Here is a 22,136-nt window from a genome sequence, read left to right as displayed (position 1 = left end):
TTTGGATAAGCTGAAAATAGGGGTTATTGGTGCGGGTGCGGCAGGTTATTTTGCCGCCATTCACGCCGCTCAATTGGGTGCCGAAGTTAGTATTCTGGAAAAAACAACCAAATCACTTGCAAAAGTTAAAATCTCAGGTGGCGGAAGGTGTAATGTAACCCATGCTGCCTTTGAGATATCTTCCCTTTCAAAAAACTACCCAAGAGGAGAAAAATTCCTTAAGAAAGTATTCAGACATTTTTCTGTGAAAGACACAATTCACTGGTTTGAATCTCGTGGTGTGGCATTGAAAACCGAAACTGATGGTCGTATATTTCCGGTTTCCGATGATTCTCAATCCATCATCAATGCCTTACAAGCTGCTGCTATTGCAGTAGGGGTGAAGGTTATTTATTCCTTCTCAGTCAAAAAAATCTTCAAAAGAAATTCTCAATTTGAAGTTTGTTCTGATCAAACAAAAAAAATATTTGATAGATTGGTAATATGTACCGGAGGAAATCCAAAATTGGAAGGATTTGATTTTCTTTCAGGTTTTAAACACAGCATTGAACAGCCGATCCCTTCCTTATTTACCTTCAATACCCCTGAGGAGCCGATCAGGAAATTGATGGGAATATCTCTTTCTGATGCTTTTGTAAGGCTTGAGGGAACTAAAATGGCATATCGGGGGCCATTATTAATTACGCATTGGGGTTTGAGTGGTCCTGCTGTTCTGAAGCTTTCCGCTTTTGGAGCGAATTGGCTTTTTGACCAACAATATAAAGCCAAGGCTCATATCAGGTGGTTTAATGATTTGGGGGAAGAAAAGCTAAATATGGAGCTTCTGTCCTTTCAAAAAAATCACCCCAAAAAGAAAATCACCACAAATCCGTTATTTGGAATACCCGGCAGATTATGGGAACATCTTTGTGAAAAATCGGAGCTGGAGCAAGACATTATTTGGCAAAATTTGCCAAAAAAGCAGTTCAATAAATTGGTTCAAAATCTTTTTTGCTATATTGTCAAGGTAGATGGAAAGACTACATTCAAAGAGGAGTTTGTAACTGCCGGAGGGGTGGTATTGGATGAGATCAATCCTGAGACGATGGAAAGCAAACTTATTGAGGGTCTGTTTTTCGCAGGAGAAGTATTAAATTTAGACGGAATTACAGGTGGATTCAATTTTCAGGCCGCCTGGAGTACCGGTTATGTAGCAGGAGTAAGTGCAGGTCAACCAGAAAAATAATGCTCGAAAACCAACTGCCTGTCAATTTTGACAGAATAGAAGAAATGGCTGAAGGTGATGCTGAATTTAGAGCAGAACTGGTAAGCGCTTTATATAAATCACTTTCAGAGTTAAAGGAAAAATACCTTGAAGGCTCTGAATTGCAAGACCTAGAGATTATCTCTCAGATCCGGCATAAGGTAAAACCTGCTCTTGCATTGTTTGAAATCAATATTTTGAGTGATGTGATTCAAGAAGGAAAAGATATTCTTTCTGAAAAGGGATTCAATGAGGATTTTATCACCCACCTTGAGCACTTTCTCGATGCCGTGCAAGATGCCATTGATCAGGTTGGGCAACACTTGGATGTGGAAGAAAGCTAAAATCTCTATCTGATTTTTTGGACTAGATCAACCAATCGGTTGGAATAACCGGATTCATTGTCATACCATCCTACAATTTTTACAAGATTTCCTTTGGCCGAAGTCAATGCAGAATCAAATATGCATGAATGGGGATTTCCTATGATATCTATAGAAACTATTGGAGCTACTTCATACTCAATTATTCCTTTCATAGTTCCTTCAGATTCTCTTTTGAATACATTGTTCAATTCTTCCCTTGTCGTTTCTTTTCGTAACAGCACTACCAAATCCGTCAATGAACCATCCGGAACGGGTACCCGCATCGCAGAAGCATCAATTTTCCCTTTCAATTCAGGCAATACAATCTCCATGGCCTTGGCTGCGTTGGTTGTAGTTGGAATGATGGAATAAGCTGCAGCCCGTGCCCTTCTCAAATCCCTGTGTGGGGCATCATGAAGGTTTTGGTCATTGGTATAAGAATGCACGGTGGAAACAAACCCCTTCTCAATACCAAAGTTATCTTCCAACACCTTGACCATAGGAGCAAGGCAATTGGTAGTGCAAGAGGCATTAGAAATAATGCTTTCCTCACCCGTTAAAATATGGTCATTGACCCCAAGAACAATTGTCGGTACATCCTTGGAGGAAGAGGGTGCGGTAATGATTACTTTTTTTGCCCCAGCTTTGAGATGGCCATCGGCAAGTGATTTTTCAGTGAACTTACCTGTAGATTCCAAAACGATATCGATATCAAGGTCTCCCCATGGAATATTTTCCGGATTTTTTTCAGCAAATATCCTGATAGTTTTTCCCTTCACCATAATATCGCCATCTACTGCTTTGACAGCAAAAGGGTATTTTCCGTGAACAGAATCATATTGAAGCAGGTGGGCAAGCGTAACAGGGTCCGTAAGGTCATTGACAGCGATGAGCTCGATGTCTTCCTTTTCAAGTAAAAGCTTGAAAGTCAACCTCCCTATACGGCCAAAACCATTGATGGCCACTCTCGTTTTTTTCATGTTAGCTTAATTGGGATATTATTGAAAGGCGAAAGTAAGGATTTGCGGGGAAAGGCTTCCAATATTTTTTTTCGGTTAGTTATCAATGTTTTGACTACCAAAACCAAATATTTTTTTGTCTTGTTTTGCATTCTTATTTAAACCCGCTATATTTGCAACACCTTTCAAAAAAGAGGTCAAAACCCACAAAAATGGTCGATTCGTCTAGGGGTTAGGACGTATCCCTTTCACGGATAAAACACGGGTTCGATTCCCGTATCGACTACAAAAACACTGGAAAAATCCAGTGTTTTCTTTTTGACCGCATGGTCGATTCGTCTAGGGGTTAGGACGTATCCCTTTCACGGATAAAACACGGGTTCGATTCCCGTATCGACTACAACAAATTGATGTTTTTCATCCTTCGGATTGCATATGAGAGTATGCATGAAGAATTTGTTTTATGGTTGTTAGTGGTTAAAGTGAATGAAAACCCGGTCTTTTAGGCCGGGTTTTTCTTTTTAATTCTACCTTGATTGACATGGGGATAATATCAAACCAACACCATTCCATACTCCAAGAGCGACCTCCAGACCTTGGAACCTAAAAAGCGGTCAAAATCTCCCAAATTTGTAGCTACATATTTCTCTTCAAACTCCGCAAAGGTCATTTCTTTTTTCCCAAGTTTGGGTGTAATATCCCGAAGGATTGTTTCCAGCCATTCTCCTTCTTCCTGCCTTACCAAAATTTCATCGGTTCCATTTTTGTTTTCAATCACCAAAGGCCACAATTCTGTTTTTTTGCCTTTCTTCACAAAAGCAGTTCTTTCCAGTTCGGGTTCATTTCCCAGCCAAATCACTTTGGCATTGGGTTTCAGGACATTTCCCGTTTCGATCTGAATGGCATTGTAGATAAAATTTGGAGAGACGGATGGTTTTGGGATTTTGAAATCAAACCATTCCTGCAAAGGAAACTCAAAACAGATCCCATGCATGTAATTGAAAAGGGCTTTTTTTAGGCCTTCACTGAATAATTCATGATCAGCACCATTGGGATCCTCATGACTCAGGTCGTTATCCGCAAAAAGTCCTTTTTCAGGTCCGGTACGGACTATTTTAAATGCACCTGGGTCAATCCCAATCGGCGCATGGGAAGTCATCGCAAACAAATGCCAAAATCCTGATTGCAGGATATTGTTCATGAAGAGTTGCCTGACCATCTCTAGGCTGTCAATGGTTTCTTGGGCAGTTTGCGTCGGGAAACCGTACATCAGGTAAGCATGAACCATCACGCCTGATTCTGTGAAATTCCTAGCCACACGGGCCACTTGGGATACTGTCACGCCTTTTTGCATCATCTGCAGCAACCTGTCTGATGCCACTTCCAAACCTCCGGAAACAGCAATACAGCCCGAGGCTTTCAGTAATCGGCAAAGGTCGTAAGTAAATCTTTCTTCAAAGCGGATATTGGTCCACCAAGTGATTTTGAGATTTCTCTTCAGGATTTCGATGGCCAATTCCCGCATCAGGGCGGGAGGAGCCGCTTCATCCACAAAGTGAAAGCCCGTTTCTCCTGTCTGTGCAATCAATTCCTCAATCCGGTCACAGATGATGTTGGCACTAATTGGCTCGTAATTTTTGATATAATCCAAGGTCACATCACAGAAGGAGCATTTCTTCCAATAGCAGCCATGTGCCATCGTCAGCTTGTTCCAACGACCATCCGACCAAAGTCGGTGCATCGGATTGGCAATCTCTATGACCGAGAGGTATTTATTCAGAGGTAAACCCGAGTAATCAGGCGTGCCTGTTTGGCTAAAGGGGATATCGGTGTTTTTTGCGCCATTGAGGTAGGTGACTTTTCCATCGATCAAGGCAAAGGTTCTTTTGAGTTGTTCAAGCCCTCTTTCACCATCCAAATGCTCCAACAGGCAAGTCAGCGGCCTTTCTCCATCATCTAAAGTGATGAAGTCCAAAAAGTTAAATACCCGAGGCTCATTGATTGACCGGAGTTCAGTATTTGGATAACCGCCTCCCATAGCGACTTTGATGTGTGGAAAATGGGTCTTAATATATTTTCCGCAACGCAGGGCTCCGTAAAGATTGCCTGGGAAAGGTACCGAAAGACATACGAAATAAGGATCGGTTTCTTGGATCAGTTTTTCCAATTCCTCCAGTAAAAACTGATCGGTAAAAGATTCGGGATCTTCCAAGGCCTCATTCAAATCATCAAATGAAGTCGCCGACCTTCCCAATCGCTCTGCATACCGACTGAAACCAAAGTGTGGATCTAAGGCTTCGCTGATCAAATCTGCGATATCTTCCAGGTACAAAGTCGCGAAATGCCTTGCTTTGTCTTGGATGCCCATGGTTCCAAATGCCCAATCCAAATCATCCAATTGGTCAAAACGGGAAGCCTGTGGCAAGAAGTCACCATCACAGATATTGTATGCCAAGGTAGGATTGTCAAACTGCAGGAATCGGATGACAGGATCTATGGTATGAAGGTAGTCTTTCTGTAATTTGACTATCCTTTGTACATTGTTTGAAAAAATTTTAATATCCTTATTTTCAATAGATTGAAATACTTTGGTTAAACCTTCTTTTGAAAAAATCCTCAAAATTACCTTGATGCCTAAATCACTTTGAAAAGACTTTTTTCCTTTTGTATTCAGATACCCTTTGATATAAGCCGTCGCTGGGTAAGGGGTATTGAGTTGGGTAAAAGGAGGCGTAAGAAGCAGAATTGATTTTGACACAGCAAATAATTTTGTCCCAAATTTCGATAAAATATGGGAATTAGTCATAAAAATTTATGAACCACAAAAGACAACAAAAGAGAACAGGAATAAGATCGCTAATTGACGATGAATAGCTTACTTATATTTTTCTTTGTTCCTTTTGTGGTTCTAAAAAATTACATTTTATTGCCAAAGAAGATGGCATTGAAGAACAGCTTGTTTGTTCCAAACCATGTGCCGCGGAAATTCGGGTTGTCGATAAAGTGAATTACCCTTCCCTGACTGACTTTCGAAACCAAAACACTAGAACTTTGCTTGATTTTTTCAAGGTTTGCCGGAGAGACATATCCTCCGAGCAAAGGATTTGCAGAATACCTAACCGGTGTTTGGGACTTGTTTTTGGATGGTTTGAAGAAAAGGGTTGTATTTCTATAAACAGGAATTTCTGAGTTTTTGTACCCAAAACCCAAAGGATGGGTAGTATCCAATTTTCCCAAATAAATGCTTCCACCGATTTCCTGTGCTCCGGATAAGTTCCTCGAGTCTGCAAATGGAACGGATTCAGGTCCTTTTGCTTCTTCGGCTGTAACAAATTCTTCCTGAACAATTCCCTGACTTTGAAGCCATTGACTTGCACTCCGCATAGAAATGATGGTTCCTCCTCTTGAAAGCCAATCTTTCAAATGGGCAATCTGAGAAGGGGATATGCTAGAATAATTTCCTGACGTCAAGATCAAAGTGGTGTAGTCAAACAGATTGACCCTGCCAAACATACTCAAATCCACTTTTGTCATTGGCATTCCAACTTTGGTATCCATCAGGTGCCATATTTCCCCTGCCTCATATTGGGATGTTCCCTGACCGACAAGCATAAGGACTTTTGGTTTTTGGATGGCTGAAATACTTCCGCTACCCAAGTCAATCCCTTTCAGGCTAAATCCTGTCGTACTAGCAAATACATTTTGGCCTGCCAAAACAGCTGCTTCTTTCAATGCTTTCCTCAATTCTTCCTGAGAAAGTTTTTGGAAAGCTGTTGGAATGACCAATGAACCTGCAGGGAATTCTTTTGAGCCTTGATCGGTATTTGAAGTAAAAGTTTGTGCTGTTACTTCGACATGAACCCCTGCAGACTGCAAATGGTGTAGAAATTTGGGAGCAAAATAATCAGACCAATCCACCATATATGCGACATATTTCCCATCGGCAGGGAAGGTCAAGGTTTGACTTGGAAGTTCCTTGATTTCTTTTCCGCTAACTATTGTTTGTGTCGCGTAAGGCATGCCATATGCCAATGCCATCGTCCAAGAAGATGCGTCATAAAATACTGAATCTGAAAATGTCGTCACCTTTTCAAACATAGTCCTGACCATCCTATATTGTGGTTGGGAAGAAGGGACAATCCAGGATTTTCCTTTCTTAAATGACTTTCCTTCTGAGATTATATCTTTATCATTTTCAAGTACTTTGATCTTATGATCTAATAATAACTTTAAGAATAATCTGTTTCTAGATTCATCTGTTTCATCTCCAAAAACATACCCTTTTGCTTTGTCTTTACCTGCTTCAGTGATGGCAGTTTGGAAATATTCACGCAAGTATTTGTGCATGTATTCTCTTTCCTTGACCCCTGCTTCCATGGTAGCAATGGAAGTTTTGAGCTGGTTCCGAATCGTAAATTGGAAAGTAATATCGCCACGCTGAGAGCTTTGGATATGGCCCCTTGAACTTGCCTGCTCAAAAACCAATCCCAATCCACCCTGAATATCCGGATAGGTCGATCCATATCCCGGATAGCTGTTGTCAAAAACTTCTTTGGTCCAATACAAACTGCCGATATCATCCAAAGCCTTTGCAAAGTAAGCCGCAAACTTATTGTTGATTTCCTCATAGTTTTTTCTTGGAATCACGGGGTTTTCACTGCCAAATGGTTTAGTAGGTTCAAAAAAGTAAGTGGCATTGGTTCCCATTTCGTGAAAATCTCCCACCACGTTTGGATACCAGGTATGATACCAAGCGATTTTGCTTTGTAATTCCACTTGTGCCAAAGGCAGCCAATCTCTGTTCAAGTCAAACCAATAATGATTGACACGTCCTGAAGGCCATATTTCATTGTGTTCTCTGTCCAACGGATCTGCAACAGGCGGAGTTCCTTTGTGCATGTTTGCCCAATTGGTATGTCTATCTCTTCCGTCGGGATTGATGGCGGGATCGATCATGACCACGGCATTGTTTCTGATTTCTTTGGCAAGGTCACTTTGAGAAGCTAAAAGCCAATAAGCTGTCAGGATGGAAGCTTCACCGCCAGAAGGTTCGTTTCCATGGACGCTATAAGCAAGGTTGACGATAGCCGGCATGCCACTGACATCAGGCATGGGCAAAGTAGGATCTACCAATTTCAAATGGTTAGTCCTGATATATTCCAAGTTTGAAATATTCTCTTTCTTGCTGATCACAAGGACAACCAATGGCCTGAGCTGATTGGTATAGCCGATGGTAATGAGCTCAGCCATATCCGATTTGTCAGCCAACAACTGAAAATATCCCACAAGACGGTCGTATCGGGTATGCCATTCCCCAACGTGGTAACCCAAGTAAGAGTAGGGACTAGGGATGTCATTGGAGAAAGTTTCTTCCGGAAAATAATATTCTTTTTGGGCTTTTGCAGAATATATATGGAGCAAGAGCAAAGTTATCAGTAGTAGTTTCTTTTGCATAGGTTTAAATTTGGAGGAAATTACCTGTAAGCTAGCACAAGCCAAACTAAAAATCCATCAACGGCTTTTGAAAGCTTGCGAATTGACTTAATTTGGAACTTCAAAGAATTCAATGATCGAATTCCAAATTGAATCCATAAAATCCAAAAACAACAATTAAACCAAATAACCTATGAAAAAGCATTTTCAAGCCTCTTTGACTGTGATTGCCCTGATGGCTGCAACGCCTTTATTTGCCCAACAAAAAGACATCAAACTTCCACCTGAAGCCACTGAATTTTGGGAGCCCGTTCCCCGAAAAGTGACAGCAGCTGCCCAATTGGGACAAGCCCCTTCCGATGCGATTGTCATATTTGATGGAAAAAACCTTGACAACTTTGTCAGTGCAAAGGATGGTAGTGCCCCACAATGGAAAGTTGAAAACGGCGCATTTACCGTCGTACCAAGAACCGGTGCGATCAAAACAAAGCAAGGTTTTGGGGATATGCAGCTTCATATCGAATGGTCTGCTCCCACAGTGATCAAAGGCGAAGGACAGGGAAGAGGAAATTCAGGGATATTCTTGATGTCTTTATATGAATTGCAGGTTTTGGATTCATATGAAAGCAGAACCTATTCCAACGGTCAGGCGGGAAGTATCTACAAGCAACATCCTCCTTTGGTCAATGCGATGAAAGCTCCGGGAGAATGGAACAGTTATGATGTGATTTTTACCGCTCCAAAGTTCAATGCGGATGGCATGTTGGTATCTCCTGCACGAGTGACTGTGCTTCACAACGGGATTTTGGTACAGAATAATGTAGAAATAAAAGGCCCAACCGAATACATCGGAATTCCTAATTACAAAGCCCATGCTACTGAAATGCCGCTAGAACTCCAGGATCATGGAGATTTGGTTAGCTACAGGAATATTTGGGTGAGGAAGTTGTGAAAATGACGGATGAAGGATGACAGATGACCGATGAAAATTCACAGCATCGGTCATCGGTCTTATTCTTCCCAACTTCCAAACTTCCCACTTCCATACCACCAACTTCCTACCTCAAAAAGACTTTTCCCTCTGGTCGAAGTCACAAGGATAGGTTTTCTGTTTTCTTGCCATTCTTGCAACAATACCTTCAAATATCAAATACTTTTTATTCTTTCTCTCATCCCAAACAACCGTCATCGGTCATCGGTCTTATTCTTCCCAACTTCCCACTTCCCAACTTCCTACCTACTTCAACCTATCCATCAATCCTTCTTGGTAACTGACACTGATCGGGACGAGCTTATCGCCTACAGTCAATTGGTGCCTTTCGATTTTTTGAACATGTTGGATATTCACCAAAAAAGAACGGTGGGATTTGACAAAATTGGAAGGCAGGATTTTTTCGACTTCTGCCAGGGTCATTCTACTGAGGATCTTATCTTTTGGGAGTTGGAAATTCACATAGTTTCCATTTGCTTCACAAAAGAGCAACTCGTCGAAATTGACCTTGATCTGCTCATAGCCTGTTTTGACAAAAATGGTCCCTGCTGCATTTCCTTTTTTCAGTTCATGCCATTCCTGTGCTTTTTGGCAGGATTTTAAAAACCTCCCGAGGTTAAAAGGCTTGAGCAGGTAATCTTTCGCATCCAATTCGAAACTCATCACAGCGTGCTCTGAGTAAGCTGTAGTGAAAATGACCATGGTGTCTTTCGGAATCAAAGCGGCGAGTTCCAGCCCTGAGATATCGGGCATTTTGATATCGAGGAAAATCAAATCCACCTGCTCGCTTCTGATGTATTCCAAGGCAAGGATTGCATCTGTGAATACCTTGCGCAAATCCAAAAAAGGCACTTTCGCTGCATGGGCTTTGATTACCTCGAGGGCCATCGGTTCATCGTCTATGGCTATTGCATGGAGCATATCAGGAGCGTTTTATGGTTAAATGTACAAAATATTCTACTTCGTTTTCCCGAATGACAAGTTCATGCTTCTCCGGATACAGGAGTTGGAGACGCTGTTTGACATTGTCTAAGCCGATACCGTTTGACTTGGATTCAGGGTCATCTTCATGGCTTCGGTGGATACTGTTGTTGACATCCAAATGGATGGTTCCATCCGTACAACGCAGGCTGATTTTGACCCATGATTTCTTTTGGAAACTGATTCCATGCTTGAATGCATTTTCCACAAAGGGGATAAGCAACATCGGCGCGATATCCCCTGTACAGTTTTCAGGATTATGCCTAAAATCAATGTCTACATTGTCATGGGATTTGATGCGCAGTACTTGCAAGTCGACATAATTGATCAGGTATTCCTTTTCTTTTGCAAGCGGGATTTTGTCCAAGTTGTTTTCATGAAGCATAAAGCGCATCATGTCTCCGAGCTTTTGGATTCCCTCAGAAGTCCTTTCTGCGTTTTCCTGTAAGGCTGTTCCATACAGGGTATTCAGGATATTGAAAAGGAAATGGGGATTGATCTGCATCCTGAGTAAGGAGAGTTTGGCTGAACCTTCGTCCACCCTATAGCTTAGCGTATTTATCTGACCTAAAAGGTGATCATATTTTTTAAACAGCAGGTTGGAAAAGGGGATAAGGAGGCCGGCAACAAATATCACCACCGCCAATCCAATGACCAAGATCCCTACATTCGAGTATTCAATTGCCAAAATGAAAAAGAAAAAACACAATGCCAATATCAACAACACAAATAGGGAATTGGCTAGCTTATTCCGTTCTTTCTTTCTGTTTCGGTATATAAAGAAGTAATTATAAAGCACAATGCCAAGCATCACAGGGATGGCGATCGTGTAGCTTAGCGGAATCCAGCTTTCGATAATATCCTGCAAGCCAAACAAAAACAACATCGCAAAGGCGAAAATTGTAATTACTCTTACAAGGTTATAAGGCTGAAAGTCTTTCGTTTCTCCTGCAGGAAAAATCTGTTCAATCACGTCACACAACAAAATGTATCCAATATAAAGGCCTACCGTACTGAAATAGTAGGGTGCTGCGAAGTTTTGAGCGAGTTCACCCATCATTGAAAATCCGCCAACAAAAATGAAGGACATCAAGAGGATGAGGAAGGAGTAAATGTAGTAAGTGGATTTACGTTTTCTGGTTTCTTTGCTCGGAATCAATACCTGATGGTGCAAGAAGAAAGAAAGGAAAAGTATAACAGGTATCAGGATTTTGGCAAAATACCTTGTAAGTTCCGACCCATTCGGTTCAAAATAGTAGAAGTTGGACTGGAAAATGTTGGCTAAAATGATGGTAACAAACAATATTGTCATCACCCACCATTCAATTTGTCTAAAGGGTAGAGGTTTTTCTTTCATGGGATTGGTTTTCTTAATTATTTGGACTGGGTAGGGTTATTTTTTGGAACCGAAATCCCATTTGTGGCTTTGAGTTTTTGTTTTTCTTCTTCCGCTTTTCCTATCAGCCAAATATTATATAATATGGCTGCTATCAGTAAAATGAAACAGGGAGTCTTTGATTTCATGCTTTAGGTTTGTCGATTCTTTGACAAGGATAAGCCTGATAATAAAGTACCACAAAAAAATGTGATGAAGCGAAAGGAATTTGGGGTGGAAATTCAGTAGGCAGTTTTCAGTGGGCAGTTTTTCAGTAGGTAGTTTTCAGTGGGCAGTGGTCAGTTTACAGTTAACAGTCGCGGTTTACAGTTATCAGTAGCAGTAGGCAGTTGCAGTTTTCAGTTAGGAGTGACAATACGCAGTTTCAATTTTCCAATCTTCCAACCTTTCAACCTGCTAGCCCCTTCCAAACACTCATTCCTCCAAGCAATAACGTGATCAGCCAGATTGCGAAAGCCAAAACATTCATCCATACTCTGTTGGTGTGGATTCCCATTACAGATTTTTTATTGACCAACCAGAGAATGTAACCGCTCAATAAGGGAAGCAAAACACCATTTGCCAGTTGCGCAAAGAGAATCAGTTGGATCGGTTTGATCCCAAATGAAGAAAAGACTAAGCCCAAACCCAAAATTCCCACAATACTGATCCGCATAGGAAGACTTTTAAGGTCAGTGGAAAAGCCAAAACTCCCTGCAATGACCAATGAACCTGCCAACGGTGCTGTGATCGCAGAGGTGATTCCTGCAGCAAACAATCCGAAAGCCATAAAGTATTTGGCCATTTTGCCCATTAAGGGCTCCAACCCAATGGCCAAATCAACCGCTGAGTTGACTTCGGTTGCAGATCCGGCTTTGGCAGTAATGATGATGGCCATGGAAACCAATCCTCCCAAAATGACAGCAATTAGGGTATCAACCCTGATATATTTGAGGTCTTGGATGGTTTTCCATTTTTGGGAAATCAGAGATGAATGTAAAAAAAGATTGTAAGGAACAACCGTCGTACCAATCAGGGCGACGATGGTGAAGATATTCTCAGGATTGATGCTTGGTTTAAATCCTGAAAGTAAAGCCAATATATCCGGTTTAGAAAAGATCGCAGTTCCCAAAAAAGCAATACTCATCAAAATCACCAAACCTGTCAGATAGTTACTGATCGATTTATAACTTCCGGTCAATAATAAGATCAAAGCAAAAGATCCTATTAAAAGATTGAGCAGATTTACTTCCAATTGTCCAAGGTTTAAAATCTGAGTTTGAAAGAATAATTCAGCACCCAATGCACCTCCGCTGATGTTTCCTGCTTCATAAGCAGCATTCCCCAAAACGATGGCTGTCATCACTAGGAAAATGGAGAAGTAACGGAGGATTCCTTTTTGAAGGGTTTCCGAAATGACCGAAGCTAAACCTTTTTGGGTGACCAATCCGATTCTAGCTGCCATTTCCTGAAGGACAATCGTAGCAATGACGGATAAAGCCATTGCCCAAAGAAGGTCAAAACCAAAATTTACTCCCGCAAGCGTACAAACAGTAACCGTCCCAGGTCCAATGAAAGCAGCTGCAACAATCGGCCCGGGACCGATGTATTTCCTCCAACTCATGGTGCCTGCTGCAAAGCATAAATGGCATAAGTGCCCAACCAATGCGTCCCTTCATAATTATCATCCACTATAGATGGAAGGGAATAGTTGATGTGCACATTGGCTACCTGCATCAGGTGGCCATATTCCTCAGGATAATCTTTGATCAAACCATACAGCACCCAAGCCCTGCTAAAGTTAAGTCCGTCAAGGTGAACCAATTTTCCATCAGTCCGGTCGCTGACTTTTCCCGGCTCCAAAGCAAAATCAGTATTCGCCAGTTGGGGTAAAAATTGTTTGACCCATGGTCGAAAATCTTCTTTGGACGTCACTTTCCGCATGATATCCAATTCCTGAAAGCAGGGCGACAAAAAGTCAAAACCGCTTGGTTCATATACCAAAGGGCAATTTTCATCTTTAGAAAACCAGTCCAATGCCCTGGATTTAATCAATTCCTGCAGGCCAACGTGATTCAAGGTTTTGGCATAATCATAAGCCAATGACAGGCCAAATGCGATGTTGGTATGCTCACCAACTCTGATGGGATAAATGAGTTTTGGCAAAAATTCAAGGTACTTTTCCACCATGAGGTCTGTCAATGGCTGAAGGTTTTTTTCCAGTTCCCTTGCCAAAGGATCATCCCAAAGATGGATTTCCTCTGCGAGTTTCAGCATCCAAGCCCAACCGTAAGTCCTGGAAAAACCTGGATCAGAAGGACCTTTAAAATAGGCGACTTCTACATCAATGTTTTCTGCACTGATATTCTCCAATAATTTTCTTCTGATTTCTTCTCCATTTTCTAAGTCGGGGAATTGTCTCAAAAGACTCACCAACATCCAATGACCATGCATACTTGAATGCCAGTCAAAGCAGCCATAAAATGCGGGATGAAGTGCTTTTGGGCCCTTCAGTTCAGATTCATTTCCCAAAGTTTGGTTGAGTTTATTGGGATATTCTGTTTGCATACAATGCAGGGGAAGTTTCGAAAGTCTATTGGCCTCAGCTTCTGTCAGACGTATGGGGTCGGGAATTTCGGAGGTTTCTATTTTTGGCTGACAGGACAAAAGGAAGCCTGCCAAGAAAAGCAGTAAGAACAAAGATCTGATCATGTCGATGGTTTTGAATTTTGAATATAAGGGATAAAGGTGATTTTTTCAGACAGGCGCATATATTTGGCATGTTGGGGTTATAAATAGCTTGATTTTTGATATTTTGCCTGAAGATTAACTTAACGAAAATTCATGAAAAGACTTATTCTCAAGTTGCTTAAGGTTATATTATTCCTTGTTTTGGTAGTGATTCTTGGGTTATTGGCCTGCTACAGAGGTGATATTTCTTCCGAAAAACTGATAGGAAAATACAGCAATGAAAACTCTTTTTTCTTGGAGGTGGATGGTGTAAACGTTCACGTGAAGGTCAGGGGAGAAGGTGAACCCATCTTTTTGATCCATGGAAGTTTTTCATCTCTCCATACCTGGGAGGCTTGGGAAAATGAGTTGAACCCTTTTTTTATGACCATTTCTATGGACTTGCCCGGTCATGGCCTTTCAGGTCCTGATAGCCAAAAAAGATATGGTATTGAAGATTATTCCAAACTGGTTTTTGGTATTGCTGATCACTTGGGTTTGGATGAATTCCATGTAGCAGGCAACAGTATGGGCGGAGGAGTAGCGCTAAAAATGGCGTCAGACCAACCTGACAGGATTTTGACGCTTAACCTTATCGATTCATCCGGTGCAAGGCCAAAAACCAAAACTGACACCGCCCAAAGCAAATCCTACAACTCAGGTGCTTGGATTTTTAAAGTTGCCCAAAACCCTATTTTCAACAAGTTGTTACTAAAATGCACGCCAAAATTCATTTTTGGGCTTAACCTCAAGCAGGTCTTTCATGACCATTCCAAAATCACAGATGAGATGTTGACCAGGTATTACGAACTGTTGAGAATGGAAGGAAACCGTCAGGCAACTTTGGACAGGTTGACCACTAGGAAATCTTACGACGTGGATTTTGAAAAGCTTACTATGCCTGTGCTGATCATGTGGGGAAAACATGACAATTGGATTCCGTTAGAAAATGGAGAAAGGCTCGCGGAGGCCATTCCTGGTTCCAAACTGAAGGTTTTTGAAAATGCAGGACATGTTCCGATGGAAGAAATACCGACGGAGACTGTCTTGGAATATCTTTCTTTTTTGGGGATTCAGGCAGAAAGGGATTACTTTTCCACCCCAAAATTCTTAAGCCATGACCGTTGATACCTTATTGATTATCCTTTTTATAGGTCAGTTTTTACTTGTCATTTTTTTAGTCATCAAAATCCAAACTAATAAGTCTGACAAGGATTCCAATCAATTGGCTTTGAATCAATTAAAGCAGGAATTCGCACAGCAGATGGCTGCTAACAGGACAGAAATTCAGGAAGGTTTGCTGCGTCAGTTTGGTTTGGTGTTTGACTCTCTAAGGGCAAATTCGAAAGAACAATCTGAGGTTTTGAAGGATTTTGGAAGGATTTTCAGAGAAAATGTCAAAGAATTCAATGAACTGCAAAGAGAAAAATTCCAAGACTTGATCTTCAAACAGGAAAGGATGTTGGCATCTACCGAAGAGCGGCTTGACAAAATGAGGGAAACGGTCGATGAGAAATTGCAGAAGACATTGGAAGCAAGATTAGGCCAATCATTTGAGTTGGTGACCAATCAACTTTTGGCTGTTCAAAAAGGACTTGGGGAAATGCAGAACCTGGCAACCGGAGTAGGAGACCTAAAGCGGGTGCTTAGCAATGTCAAAAGCAGGGGAGTGTTGGGAGAATACCAATTGCATGGGATATTGGAAAATATCCTTTCCCCCGAACAGTATGCGAGTAACATTTCCGTCAAGAAGGGAAATTCTGAGCGGGTGGAATTCGCCATCAAAATGCCCGGAAGCAAGGAGGACGGGCCGGTTTATTTGCCAATAGATGCCAAATTTCCGCAAGAGACTTTCTATCGACTTCAGGATGCCTATGATACCGGAGACAAGCTTATCATAGATTTGGCAAGGGCCGAACTCTTCAAAGCCATCCGGAAAGCCGCCCAGGATATCAGTCAAAAGTATCTTCATCCACCCTTTACCACCGATTTTGCCATGCTTTTCCTTCCCATGGAAAGTCTGTACGCGGAAGTTATCCGAGAACCCAATCTTGCCCAATCCCTCCAAAAAGACTTCAAAATCATCATTACCGGACCGACCACATTGGCTGCCATGCTCAACAGCCTTCAGATGGGTTTCAGGACTTTGGCAATTCAGGAGAGAAGCAGTGAAGTATGGAAAGTATTGGGGGCCGTCAAATCCGAATTTTCCAAATTTGGAGACCTGATTAGCAAAGCCCAAAAGAAAATTCATGAAGCGCACAGCGATTTAGATGAATTGGTAGGGACAAGGACAAGGGTAATTCAGAGAAAGTTAAAGGATGTGGAAATCATGCCGGAGGAGGAGGGAAGAAAGCTGTTGGAATGATTGGTTGGATATTATTCCTTCTTATTTTTGAAAAAACATTTCTTCCCAATGAAATTCTTCAGCTTAATATTTTGCCTTTTCATTAGTTTTTTTTCATCTGCGCAACAGATTTTTGATTTGGATCCCGAGGTAAGGGAAAATTCAATTGAAATTAACAATGCGGCGGTATTGATGATTTCAGATGGAAATTATGAAATGGCAGCCAGAATTCTGGAAAAAGTAATTGAGGATGATCCTTCATTTCATCCTGCATATTTGAATTTCTATAGGGCAGGAGGTCAAGTGCAATCAAAAAAGGAGAAAGTAATTCAAACCTTGAGGGCGGGACTTTTAATTTTTGAAGAAGATGATGAAATGGCATATTACCTTGGAAACATTCTTCAAAGAGAAAAACGTATAGAAGAGGCGATTACTGCCTATTCTGATGCCATCAGGTATAGTAAAATCAATGGTGAAGAATTTGAATTGGTTTGGGCTTATCATTTTAATCGGGGTAATTGCTACTTAAAATCAAGCCAACACGATAAAGCTATAATTGATTATAACAACGCACTTAAACACAGCCCTTCCAATGCCGATATATTGACTAATAGGGGATTTTGTTATTACAAAGTAAAAAACAATGTCCAAGCTTGTGAAGACTGGAAGGAGGCCAAAAGACTTGGAAACACACAGACTGACAAGTATCTCCAATCCTTTTGTAAATAAAAATCAAAATTCTTATTGTTCTTAGGTACAAAACATCCTACCTTTTGCCCGATTTGGTCAGGAAAAGCTTTTACACCCCTGGCTGTTATTGAAATTACCAAATGGGAATGAACATCGTCATTGCAGGTGCCGGAGATATGGGTTACCATCTAGCCGAGCAACTTAGTTATGAAAACAAAGATATTACCCTGATTGATGTCGACAAAGATGCCCTGGATAATGCCTCCTCGCATCTTGACGTAATGACTATCATGGGAGATGCTACTTCGCTAGAAGTGCTCAACAATGCCAATCTGAAGGAAACTCACATGTTTATGGCTGTCACCACTTCAGAAAAAACCAATATTGTGGCGGCAACTTTGGCAAAGCAACTCGGTGCAAAAAGGGTAATTGCAAGGGTGCGTAACCATGACTACCTAGAACCTGAACATGAGATTTATTTCAAAAATATCGGGATCGATAATATTATTTCACCGACTATGCTTTGTAGCGGTGAAATATACCGCATGATCAAAAACTCCACTTTCACAGAAGTATTTGAATTTGAAGGGGGAAAACTCAATATTGTCGGTATTTCTTTGGACCAATATAGCCCTTTGTTCAACAAGAAGATTTCTGACATGAAAGATATCCCCTTGTTTGGGGATATCAGGATTGTGGCCATAGTAAGGGACCAAATGACAATCATCCCGAGAGGAAATACCATAATCAGAAACAATGACCACGTATTTTTTATCTCCAATAAGAAAGCCGTCGAGTCTATCATTGAACTTCTTGGAGAGAAAAAAGTCAGCATCAAAAATATCATGATCATCGGTGGAGATGATATGGCATTTGCAACTGCCCTAAAGCTTGAGGATGAATTTCGAGTCACACTGGTCCACAGAGATAAAGAACGTTGCAAATGGCTTTCAGAAAGACTCAATAATACACTTATAATCAACGGTGATTATAAGAATATCGAACTGTTGATCGAGGAGGGTTTGGAACAAATGGAGGCTTTTATATCTCTTACCGAATCATCAGAGACTAATATAATTACATCTCTAAGCGCCAAAAACCACGGTGTATATAAGACCATAGCACATGTGGACACCAGGGAATATATCCACATTTCACACAGTATAGGGGTTGACTCTTTGATCAATAAAAAATTGGTGGCAGCCAATCAGATTACCCGATTTTTGAAAAAAGGGAAGGTAGAAGCTGTTTCAGGTATCTACGGCGTAGATGCAGAAATCATTCAATATGTCATTACAAAGGGAAACAGGTTGACCAAAAAAACCCTAAAAGACCTTCATTTTCCGGATACCGCTATTGTAGCAGGAGTCATTCGAGGGGAAGAAGTTTTTATTCCCGATGGGGATTTTACTCTTCATGTAGACGATAAGGCGATAGTACTGGCTTTGCCTGCAGCCAAAGCAGCTTTAGAGAAACTTTTTCATTGATATGATTCACTATAAAGCCATTGGGAAAGTAATGGGGGCATTGTTGATGCTTTTGTCCCTTTTGATGTTTCCTGGTCTTGGATTTTCGCTTTATTTTGACAGTGGTGACCATTATCCTTTGTTAATGTCTGCTTCTGCCTCTCTTCTCGTAGGGGCAGTTATGTTTTTTTCATTTGCAAAGCAGGACCAAAATATCAGAAAAAGAGAAGGTTACTTGATCGTGACCCTTAGTTGGGTTTTCATGTCAATTTTTGGTATGCTACCTTATATTTTGAGTAGTACTACGCATACTTTCAGTGATGCTTTATTTGAAACTGTATCAGGATTGACCACCACAGGGGCAAGTATATTGACTGACATAGAAGTGGTCCCCCAAGGAATTCTATTTTGGAGAAGCATGTCACAGTGGGTGGGTGGTCTAGGTATCATCGTATTGACAGTAGCTATTTTTCCGCTTTTAGGAATTGGAGGTATTGAATTGTTTGTGGCGGAGTCTCCGGGGCCTACCTCGGATAAACTTCATCCCAGAATCCAAGAGACTGCCAAAAGGCTTTGGTTGATATATGTAGGGCTTACATTTACGCTTGGTGTTTTATATTATTTTGGTGGAATGACTTTTTTTGATGCTGTCAACCATGCATTGACTACCATGGCAACAGGAGGATTTTCTACCAAAAATGCAAGTTTGGCCTTTTATGATTCTGCTTTTATACAATATTCAGCCATTGTTTTTATGTTTTTGGCAGGCACCAACTTTACCGTCATATATTTCGGACTGACTGGCAAATTTGATAGGGTTTGGCGATCTGACGAATTTAGAGCCTATGCCTCAACCATCATTGTACTGGCATTTTTCTTAGCTGTTCCCGTTTATTTTTATTCAGGTCATGATTTGGAAAAAGCTTTCAGGGATACTTTGTTTCAGATTGTTTCTCTGATCACTACTACAGGATTTGTTACTGCCGATTATACATCATACAATGACGGACTGACTTTGATTTTCTTTATGCTTCTTTTTTTGGGTGCATCGGCCGGTTCTACAGCCGGCGGGATCAAATTTGTCAGACATTTGACATTCTTTAAAAACAGTTGGCTTGAGTTCAAAAGAATTGTTCACCCAAGGGCTGTAGTTCCCTTAAAAATTAATGGAGACAGAGTTACCGGGAAAATCATTACCCATATCATGAATTTCTTGTTGATTTATCTGATGATTTTTGTGACGGGATCTGTAGTAATTTCACTTATGGGATATGATATACTTACCTCATTTGGTGCCGTGGCGACTTGTTTGGGTAATGTAGGGCCGGGAATTGGAAAAGTAGGTCCAATCTATAATTTTGCATTTTTTGACCCGTATTCAAAAGTATTCCTTAGTTTTTTGATGCTTTTAGGAAGACTCGAACTCTTCACTATCTTGGTCCTTTTCACTCCCTATTTTTGGAGGGCTAACTAGAATTTGGGAAGTGTAAAGCAAAAAGTAGACCCTGAACCTATCTGGCTTTTGGCCCAGATTTCTCCACGGTTTTTCCTTACCAGTTCTTTGGAAAGCAATAATCCCAATCCTGTACCCTTTTCTTGATGTGTACCGGTAGTGGTATAAAATTCATTGCCAAACAACTTGCTTAAGCTTGATTCAGTCATACCAATACCTTGATCTGAAACTGATACGGTATAAAAATCATCCTCTTCCTCCAATGCAACAGTAATTTTGTCATTTGCATGGGTAAATTTCAGGGCATTGGTAAGGAGGTTTCTGATAACTATTTCAAGCATGGTTTTCTCAGCTTCGATCACAATGAATTTTGGAATATAGTTTTCCAAAACCTGACCTTTAAAATAACCCGATCCAGAGAGGAAAGTAAGATTTTGATCGACCAAATCGTGTAGGTTGAATTTTGAAAATTGAGTGTTCATGCCCCTCATCTGACTTCTCGACCAGATAAGCAGGTTTTCCAAGAGCATAGAGTTATTCCCTAGGTTTTGAGAAAGAATCGGTAGATAAGATTCAAATTCTTCCTGACTCAGGTTATCCTCATTGATAAGCTTTACCATTCCCCAAAGTGAATCCAAGGGGGCTTTTAAATCATGGGCAAGAATGGAGAATATTTTATCCTTTTCAATATTCAACCTGTTGAGTTCAGCAGCCTGACTTTCGATTTTTAACTGCTTTTCCCTGAGTCTCCTGATATTGTATATTTCTTTTTTGTAAGATCTATAATAAATAGAAAGGGCTACAAACAGTGAAAATGCCAACATCAATAAAGCAAAGGTGATGTACATTTTGAACTTCTGATTTGACTGCATCAGTTCGTTTTCTCTGCTTAATGCGGCTATTTCATCTTTTTGCTTTTTGATTGTAAGCCCTGCAAGGTAATTTTTTATCCTTTCAGCACTTAAAACCTCCTTTTCCTCGTCCAGAAGCGAGAGGTATTTTTTGGATTCGGCTGTGTTTCCCCTGTCAAAATATAGTTGGTACATCATCTCATAAATCTCAATCATCGATTCTGAGTTGGGTCTTTGTTCGTGAAGGGATTTTGCTTCTTCTGCGAATTGGACAGCCTGAGAAATTTTTCCCGTCGCCAGGTTCAATTCCACAAGTTTCTCAAGGGCATGGATAGCTCTGATTTTGTCATTGCTGATGCCATAATGATAAAGGTTCAAGACATCCTCTTCCACGTTGTTAAATTCCCCCATAGACATTAAAAGAACAGACCGGTTGAATTTCGAAACAAGCAACTGCCTCTTATTACCTTCTTCCTCACGGATTTTTATGGCTTTGTTAATTATCTCCAAAGCTTCTTTGTTTTTGCCCAAAGCCCCCAGAACAGGACTCATTCCTGTGTAATTGTATGCCAATCCCTCTTGGTCTCCGACTTTCAGAAATTGGGTTTCTGCAGCTTTGTAATACTCCAAGGATTCTTCAAAAAGGTCTCTATAAAAATAAATCTGTCCTATATTGTTTAAAGAATGCCCAATCTGAACCGGATTATTGTTTTTTTTACTTATTTCTAAAGCCTCTTCATATAGTTTGAGGGCCTCTTCCTGAAGGTTCATATTTCGATAATAAACCCCCAATCTGTTGAGATTTTGAGCCTCCAATTCGTGGTCTTGAAGTTTATTAGCAAGTCTTATTGCTTCGGGATAATATTTTTGGGCTGAATCAGAGTAATGGATAACCTTGACCAATTCAGATAGCAAATCAAGCTTTTCTCTATCTGATTCGGACTCTCTATACCGAAAAAGCAAATTGTCCGCTAAATTATTTTGGGAATTATGGTAATTACCAAATGTCAAATTAGGCAAATGGAAAATGATGGATAATAATAAAATAAAATTTGGTATAAGATTATTTTTCACGGAAGAATTATTTTCTACTTTGAATTATAAAAATCGTTCGAAAATAGCCTTATTCCAATTAATTACAAAATATTTTTAATATGAATTAAATTTAATTGTGCATAAAACATATTAATATTTGTCAAAAAGTTTTTTTTGATTGTATAGAGAAAACGAGTAAATAAAACTTGCTGAATAA

The 22,136-nt window shown here is 40.6% G+C and carries 17 protein-coding genes and 2 tRNA genes; 10 read left to right on the top strand and 9 right to left on the bottom strand.

Annotated features, from left to right (window positions below; genetic code table 11):
• Window positions 1-10 precede the first annotated feature (10 nt).
• Complete coding sequence (locus MMU07_RS13705) at window positions 11-1,225, top strand: BaiN/RdsA family NAD(P)/FAD-dependent oxidoreductase (protein WP_241126463.1); 1,215 nt, start codon at window positions 11-13, stop codon at window positions 1,223-1,225.
• Window positions 1,225-1,587, top strand: coding sequence for a hypothetical protein (locus MMU07_RS13700; protein WP_241126440.1), 363 nt, complete (start codon window positions 1,225-1,227; stop codon window positions 1,585-1,587). The genes MMU07_RS13705 and MMU07_RS13700 overlap by 1 nt, the downstream gene beginning before the upstream one ends.
• Window positions 1,588-1,592: 5 nt before the next feature.
• Here the strand turns inward: MMU07_RS13700 and gap are convergent, their stop codons facing one another.
• Window positions 1,593-2,588, bottom strand: coding sequence for a type I glyceraldehyde-3-phosphate dehydrogenase (gap, locus tag MMU07_RS13695; protein ID WP_241126439.1), 996 nt, complete (start codon window positions 2,586-2,588; stop codon window positions 1,593-1,595).
• 193 nt (window positions 2,589-2,781) lie between these two features.
• On the opposite strand from gap, the gene MMU07_RS13690 reads away from it, so the two are divergent.
• Window positions 2,782-2,853: transfer RNA gene (locus MMU07_RS13690), tRNA-Glu, on the top strand.
• Between the two features lie 42 nt (window positions 2,854-2,895).
• Window positions 2,896-2,967: transfer RNA gene (locus MMU07_RS13685), tRNA-Glu, on the top strand.
• Between the two features lie 153 nt (window positions 2,968-3,120).
• Here MMU07_RS13685 and MMU07_RS13680 read toward each other — a convergent pair.
• Both MMU07_RS13680 and MMU07_RS13675 read right to left on the bottom strand, forming a co-directional pair.
• Window positions 3,121-5,325: a B12-binding domain-containing radical SAM protein gene (locus tag MMU07_RS13680; protein ID WP_241126438.1), complete on the bottom strand. Its 2,205-nt coding sequence runs from the start codon at window positions 5,323-5,325 to the stop codon at window positions 3,121-3,123.
• 158 nt (window positions 5,326-5,483) lie between these two features.
• Window positions 5,484-8,021, bottom strand: coding sequence for a M14 family zinc carboxypeptidase (locus MMU07_RS13675; RefSeq protein ID WP_241126437.1), 2,538 nt, complete (start codon window positions 8,019-8,021; stop codon window positions 5,484-5,486).
• A gap of 172 nt (window positions 8,022-8,193) precedes the next feature.
• On the opposite strand from MMU07_RS13675, the gene MMU07_RS13670 reads away from it, so the two are divergent.
• Window positions 8,194-8,952 carry a 3-keto-disaccharide hydrolase gene (locus MMU07_RS13670; RefSeq protein WP_241126436.1) on the top strand — a complete coding sequence of 253 codons (759 nt, stop codon included), beginning with the start codon at window positions 8,194-8,196 and terminating at the stop codon, window positions 8,950-8,952.
• A 285-nt stretch (window positions 8,953-9,237) separates the two neighbouring features.
• Here MMU07_RS13670 and MMU07_RS13665 read toward each other — a convergent pair whose 3' ends face one another.
• The 5 genes from MMU07_RS13665 to MMU07_RS13645 form a co-directional block, all read right to left on the bottom strand.
• The gene (locus MMU07_RS13665; RefSeq protein ID WP_241126435.1) at window positions 9,238-9,912 is read right to left on the bottom strand and encodes a LytR/AlgR family response regulator transcription factor; all 675 of its coding nucleotides are present in this window, start codon (window positions 9,910-9,912) and stop codon (window positions 9,238-9,240) included.
• Window position 9,913: 1 nt separating this feature from the next.
• Entirely contained in the window at window positions 9,914-11,329 is a 1,416-nt protein-coding gene (locus MMU07_RS13660) for a sensor histidine kinase (RefSeq protein ID WP_241126434.1), read from the bottom strand.
• 17 nt (window positions 11,330-11,346) lie between these two features.
• Window positions 11,347-11,496, bottom strand: a complete 150-nt coding sequence (locus MMU07_RS13655; RefSeq protein WP_241126433.1) for a hypothetical protein — start codon at window positions 11,494-11,496, stop codon at window positions 11,347-11,349.
• 260 nt (window positions 11,497-11,756) lie between these two features.
• Complete coding sequence (locus tag MMU07_RS13650; protein ID WP_241126432.1) at window positions 11,757-12,971, bottom strand: Nramp family divalent metal transporter; 1,215 nt, start codon at window positions 12,969-12,971, stop codon at window positions 11,757-11,759.
• Window positions 12,968-14,059: a DUF2891 domain-containing protein gene (locus MMU07_RS13645; protein ID WP_241126431.1), complete on the bottom strand. Its 1,092-nt coding sequence runs from the start codon at window positions 14,057-14,059 to the stop codon at window positions 12,968-12,970. The genes MMU07_RS13650 and MMU07_RS13645 overlap by 4 nt, the downstream gene beginning before the upstream one ends.
• A gap of 132 nt (window positions 14,060-14,191) precedes the next feature.
• Here MMU07_RS13645 and MMU07_RS13640 point away from each other — a divergent pair, with 132 nt between their 5' ends.
• The 5 genes from MMU07_RS13640 (at window position 14,192) to MMU07_RS13620 (ending at window position 20,054) form a co-directional block, all read left to right on the top strand.
• Window positions 14,192-15,205: an alpha/beta fold hydrolase gene (locus MMU07_RS13640; protein WP_241126430.1), complete on the top strand. Its 1,014-nt coding sequence runs from the start codon at window positions 14,192-14,194 to the stop codon at window positions 15,203-15,205.
• Window positions 15,195-16,445: a DNA recombination protein RmuC gene (locus MMU07_RS13635; protein ID WP_241126429.1), complete on the top strand. Its 1,251-nt coding sequence runs from the start codon at window positions 15,195-15,197 to the stop codon at window positions 16,443-16,445. The genes MMU07_RS13640 and MMU07_RS13635 overlap by 11 nt, the downstream gene beginning before the upstream one ends.
• Window positions 16,446-16,493: 48 nt before the next feature.
• Complete coding sequence (locus tag MMU07_RS13630; RefSeq protein ID WP_241126428.1) at window positions 16,494-17,153, top strand: tetratricopeptide repeat protein; 660 nt, start codon at window positions 16,494-16,496, stop codon at window positions 17,151-17,153.
• 101 nt (window positions 17,154-17,254) lie between these two features.
• Window positions 17,255-18,601, top strand: a complete 1,347-nt coding sequence (gene trkA, locus MMU07_RS13625; protein ID WP_241126427.1) for a Trk system potassium transporter TrkA — start codon at window positions 17,255-17,257, stop codon at window positions 18,599-18,601.
• A 1-nt stretch (window position 18,602) separates the two neighbouring features.
• Window positions 18,603-20,054 (top strand): TrkH family potassium uptake protein, encoded by a 1,452-nt coding sequence (locus tag MMU07_RS13620; protein WP_241126426.1) that lies wholly within the window; start codon window positions 18,603-18,605, stop codon window positions 20,052-20,054.
• Here the strand turns inward: MMU07_RS13620 and MMU07_RS13615 are convergent.
• A complete protein-coding gene (locus MMU07_RS13615) occupies window positions 20,051-21,958 on the bottom strand; it encodes a tetratricopeptide repeat-containing sensor histidine kinase (protein WP_241126425.1) in 1,908 nt (635 codons plus the stop codon). The genes MMU07_RS13620 and MMU07_RS13615 overlap by 4 nt on opposite strands.
• Window positions 21,959-22,136 lie beyond the last annotated feature (178 nt).

Source organism: Cognataquiflexum nitidum, assembly GCF_022538055.1.
GTDB classification, from domain to species: domain Bacteria; phylum Bacteroidota; class Bacteroidia; order Cytophagales; family Cyclobacteriaceae; genus Cognataquiflexum; species Cognataquiflexum nitidum.
The sequence above is the reverse complement of the archived record's forward strand: the minus strand, read 5'-3'. Positions and strand labels throughout refer to the sequence as shown.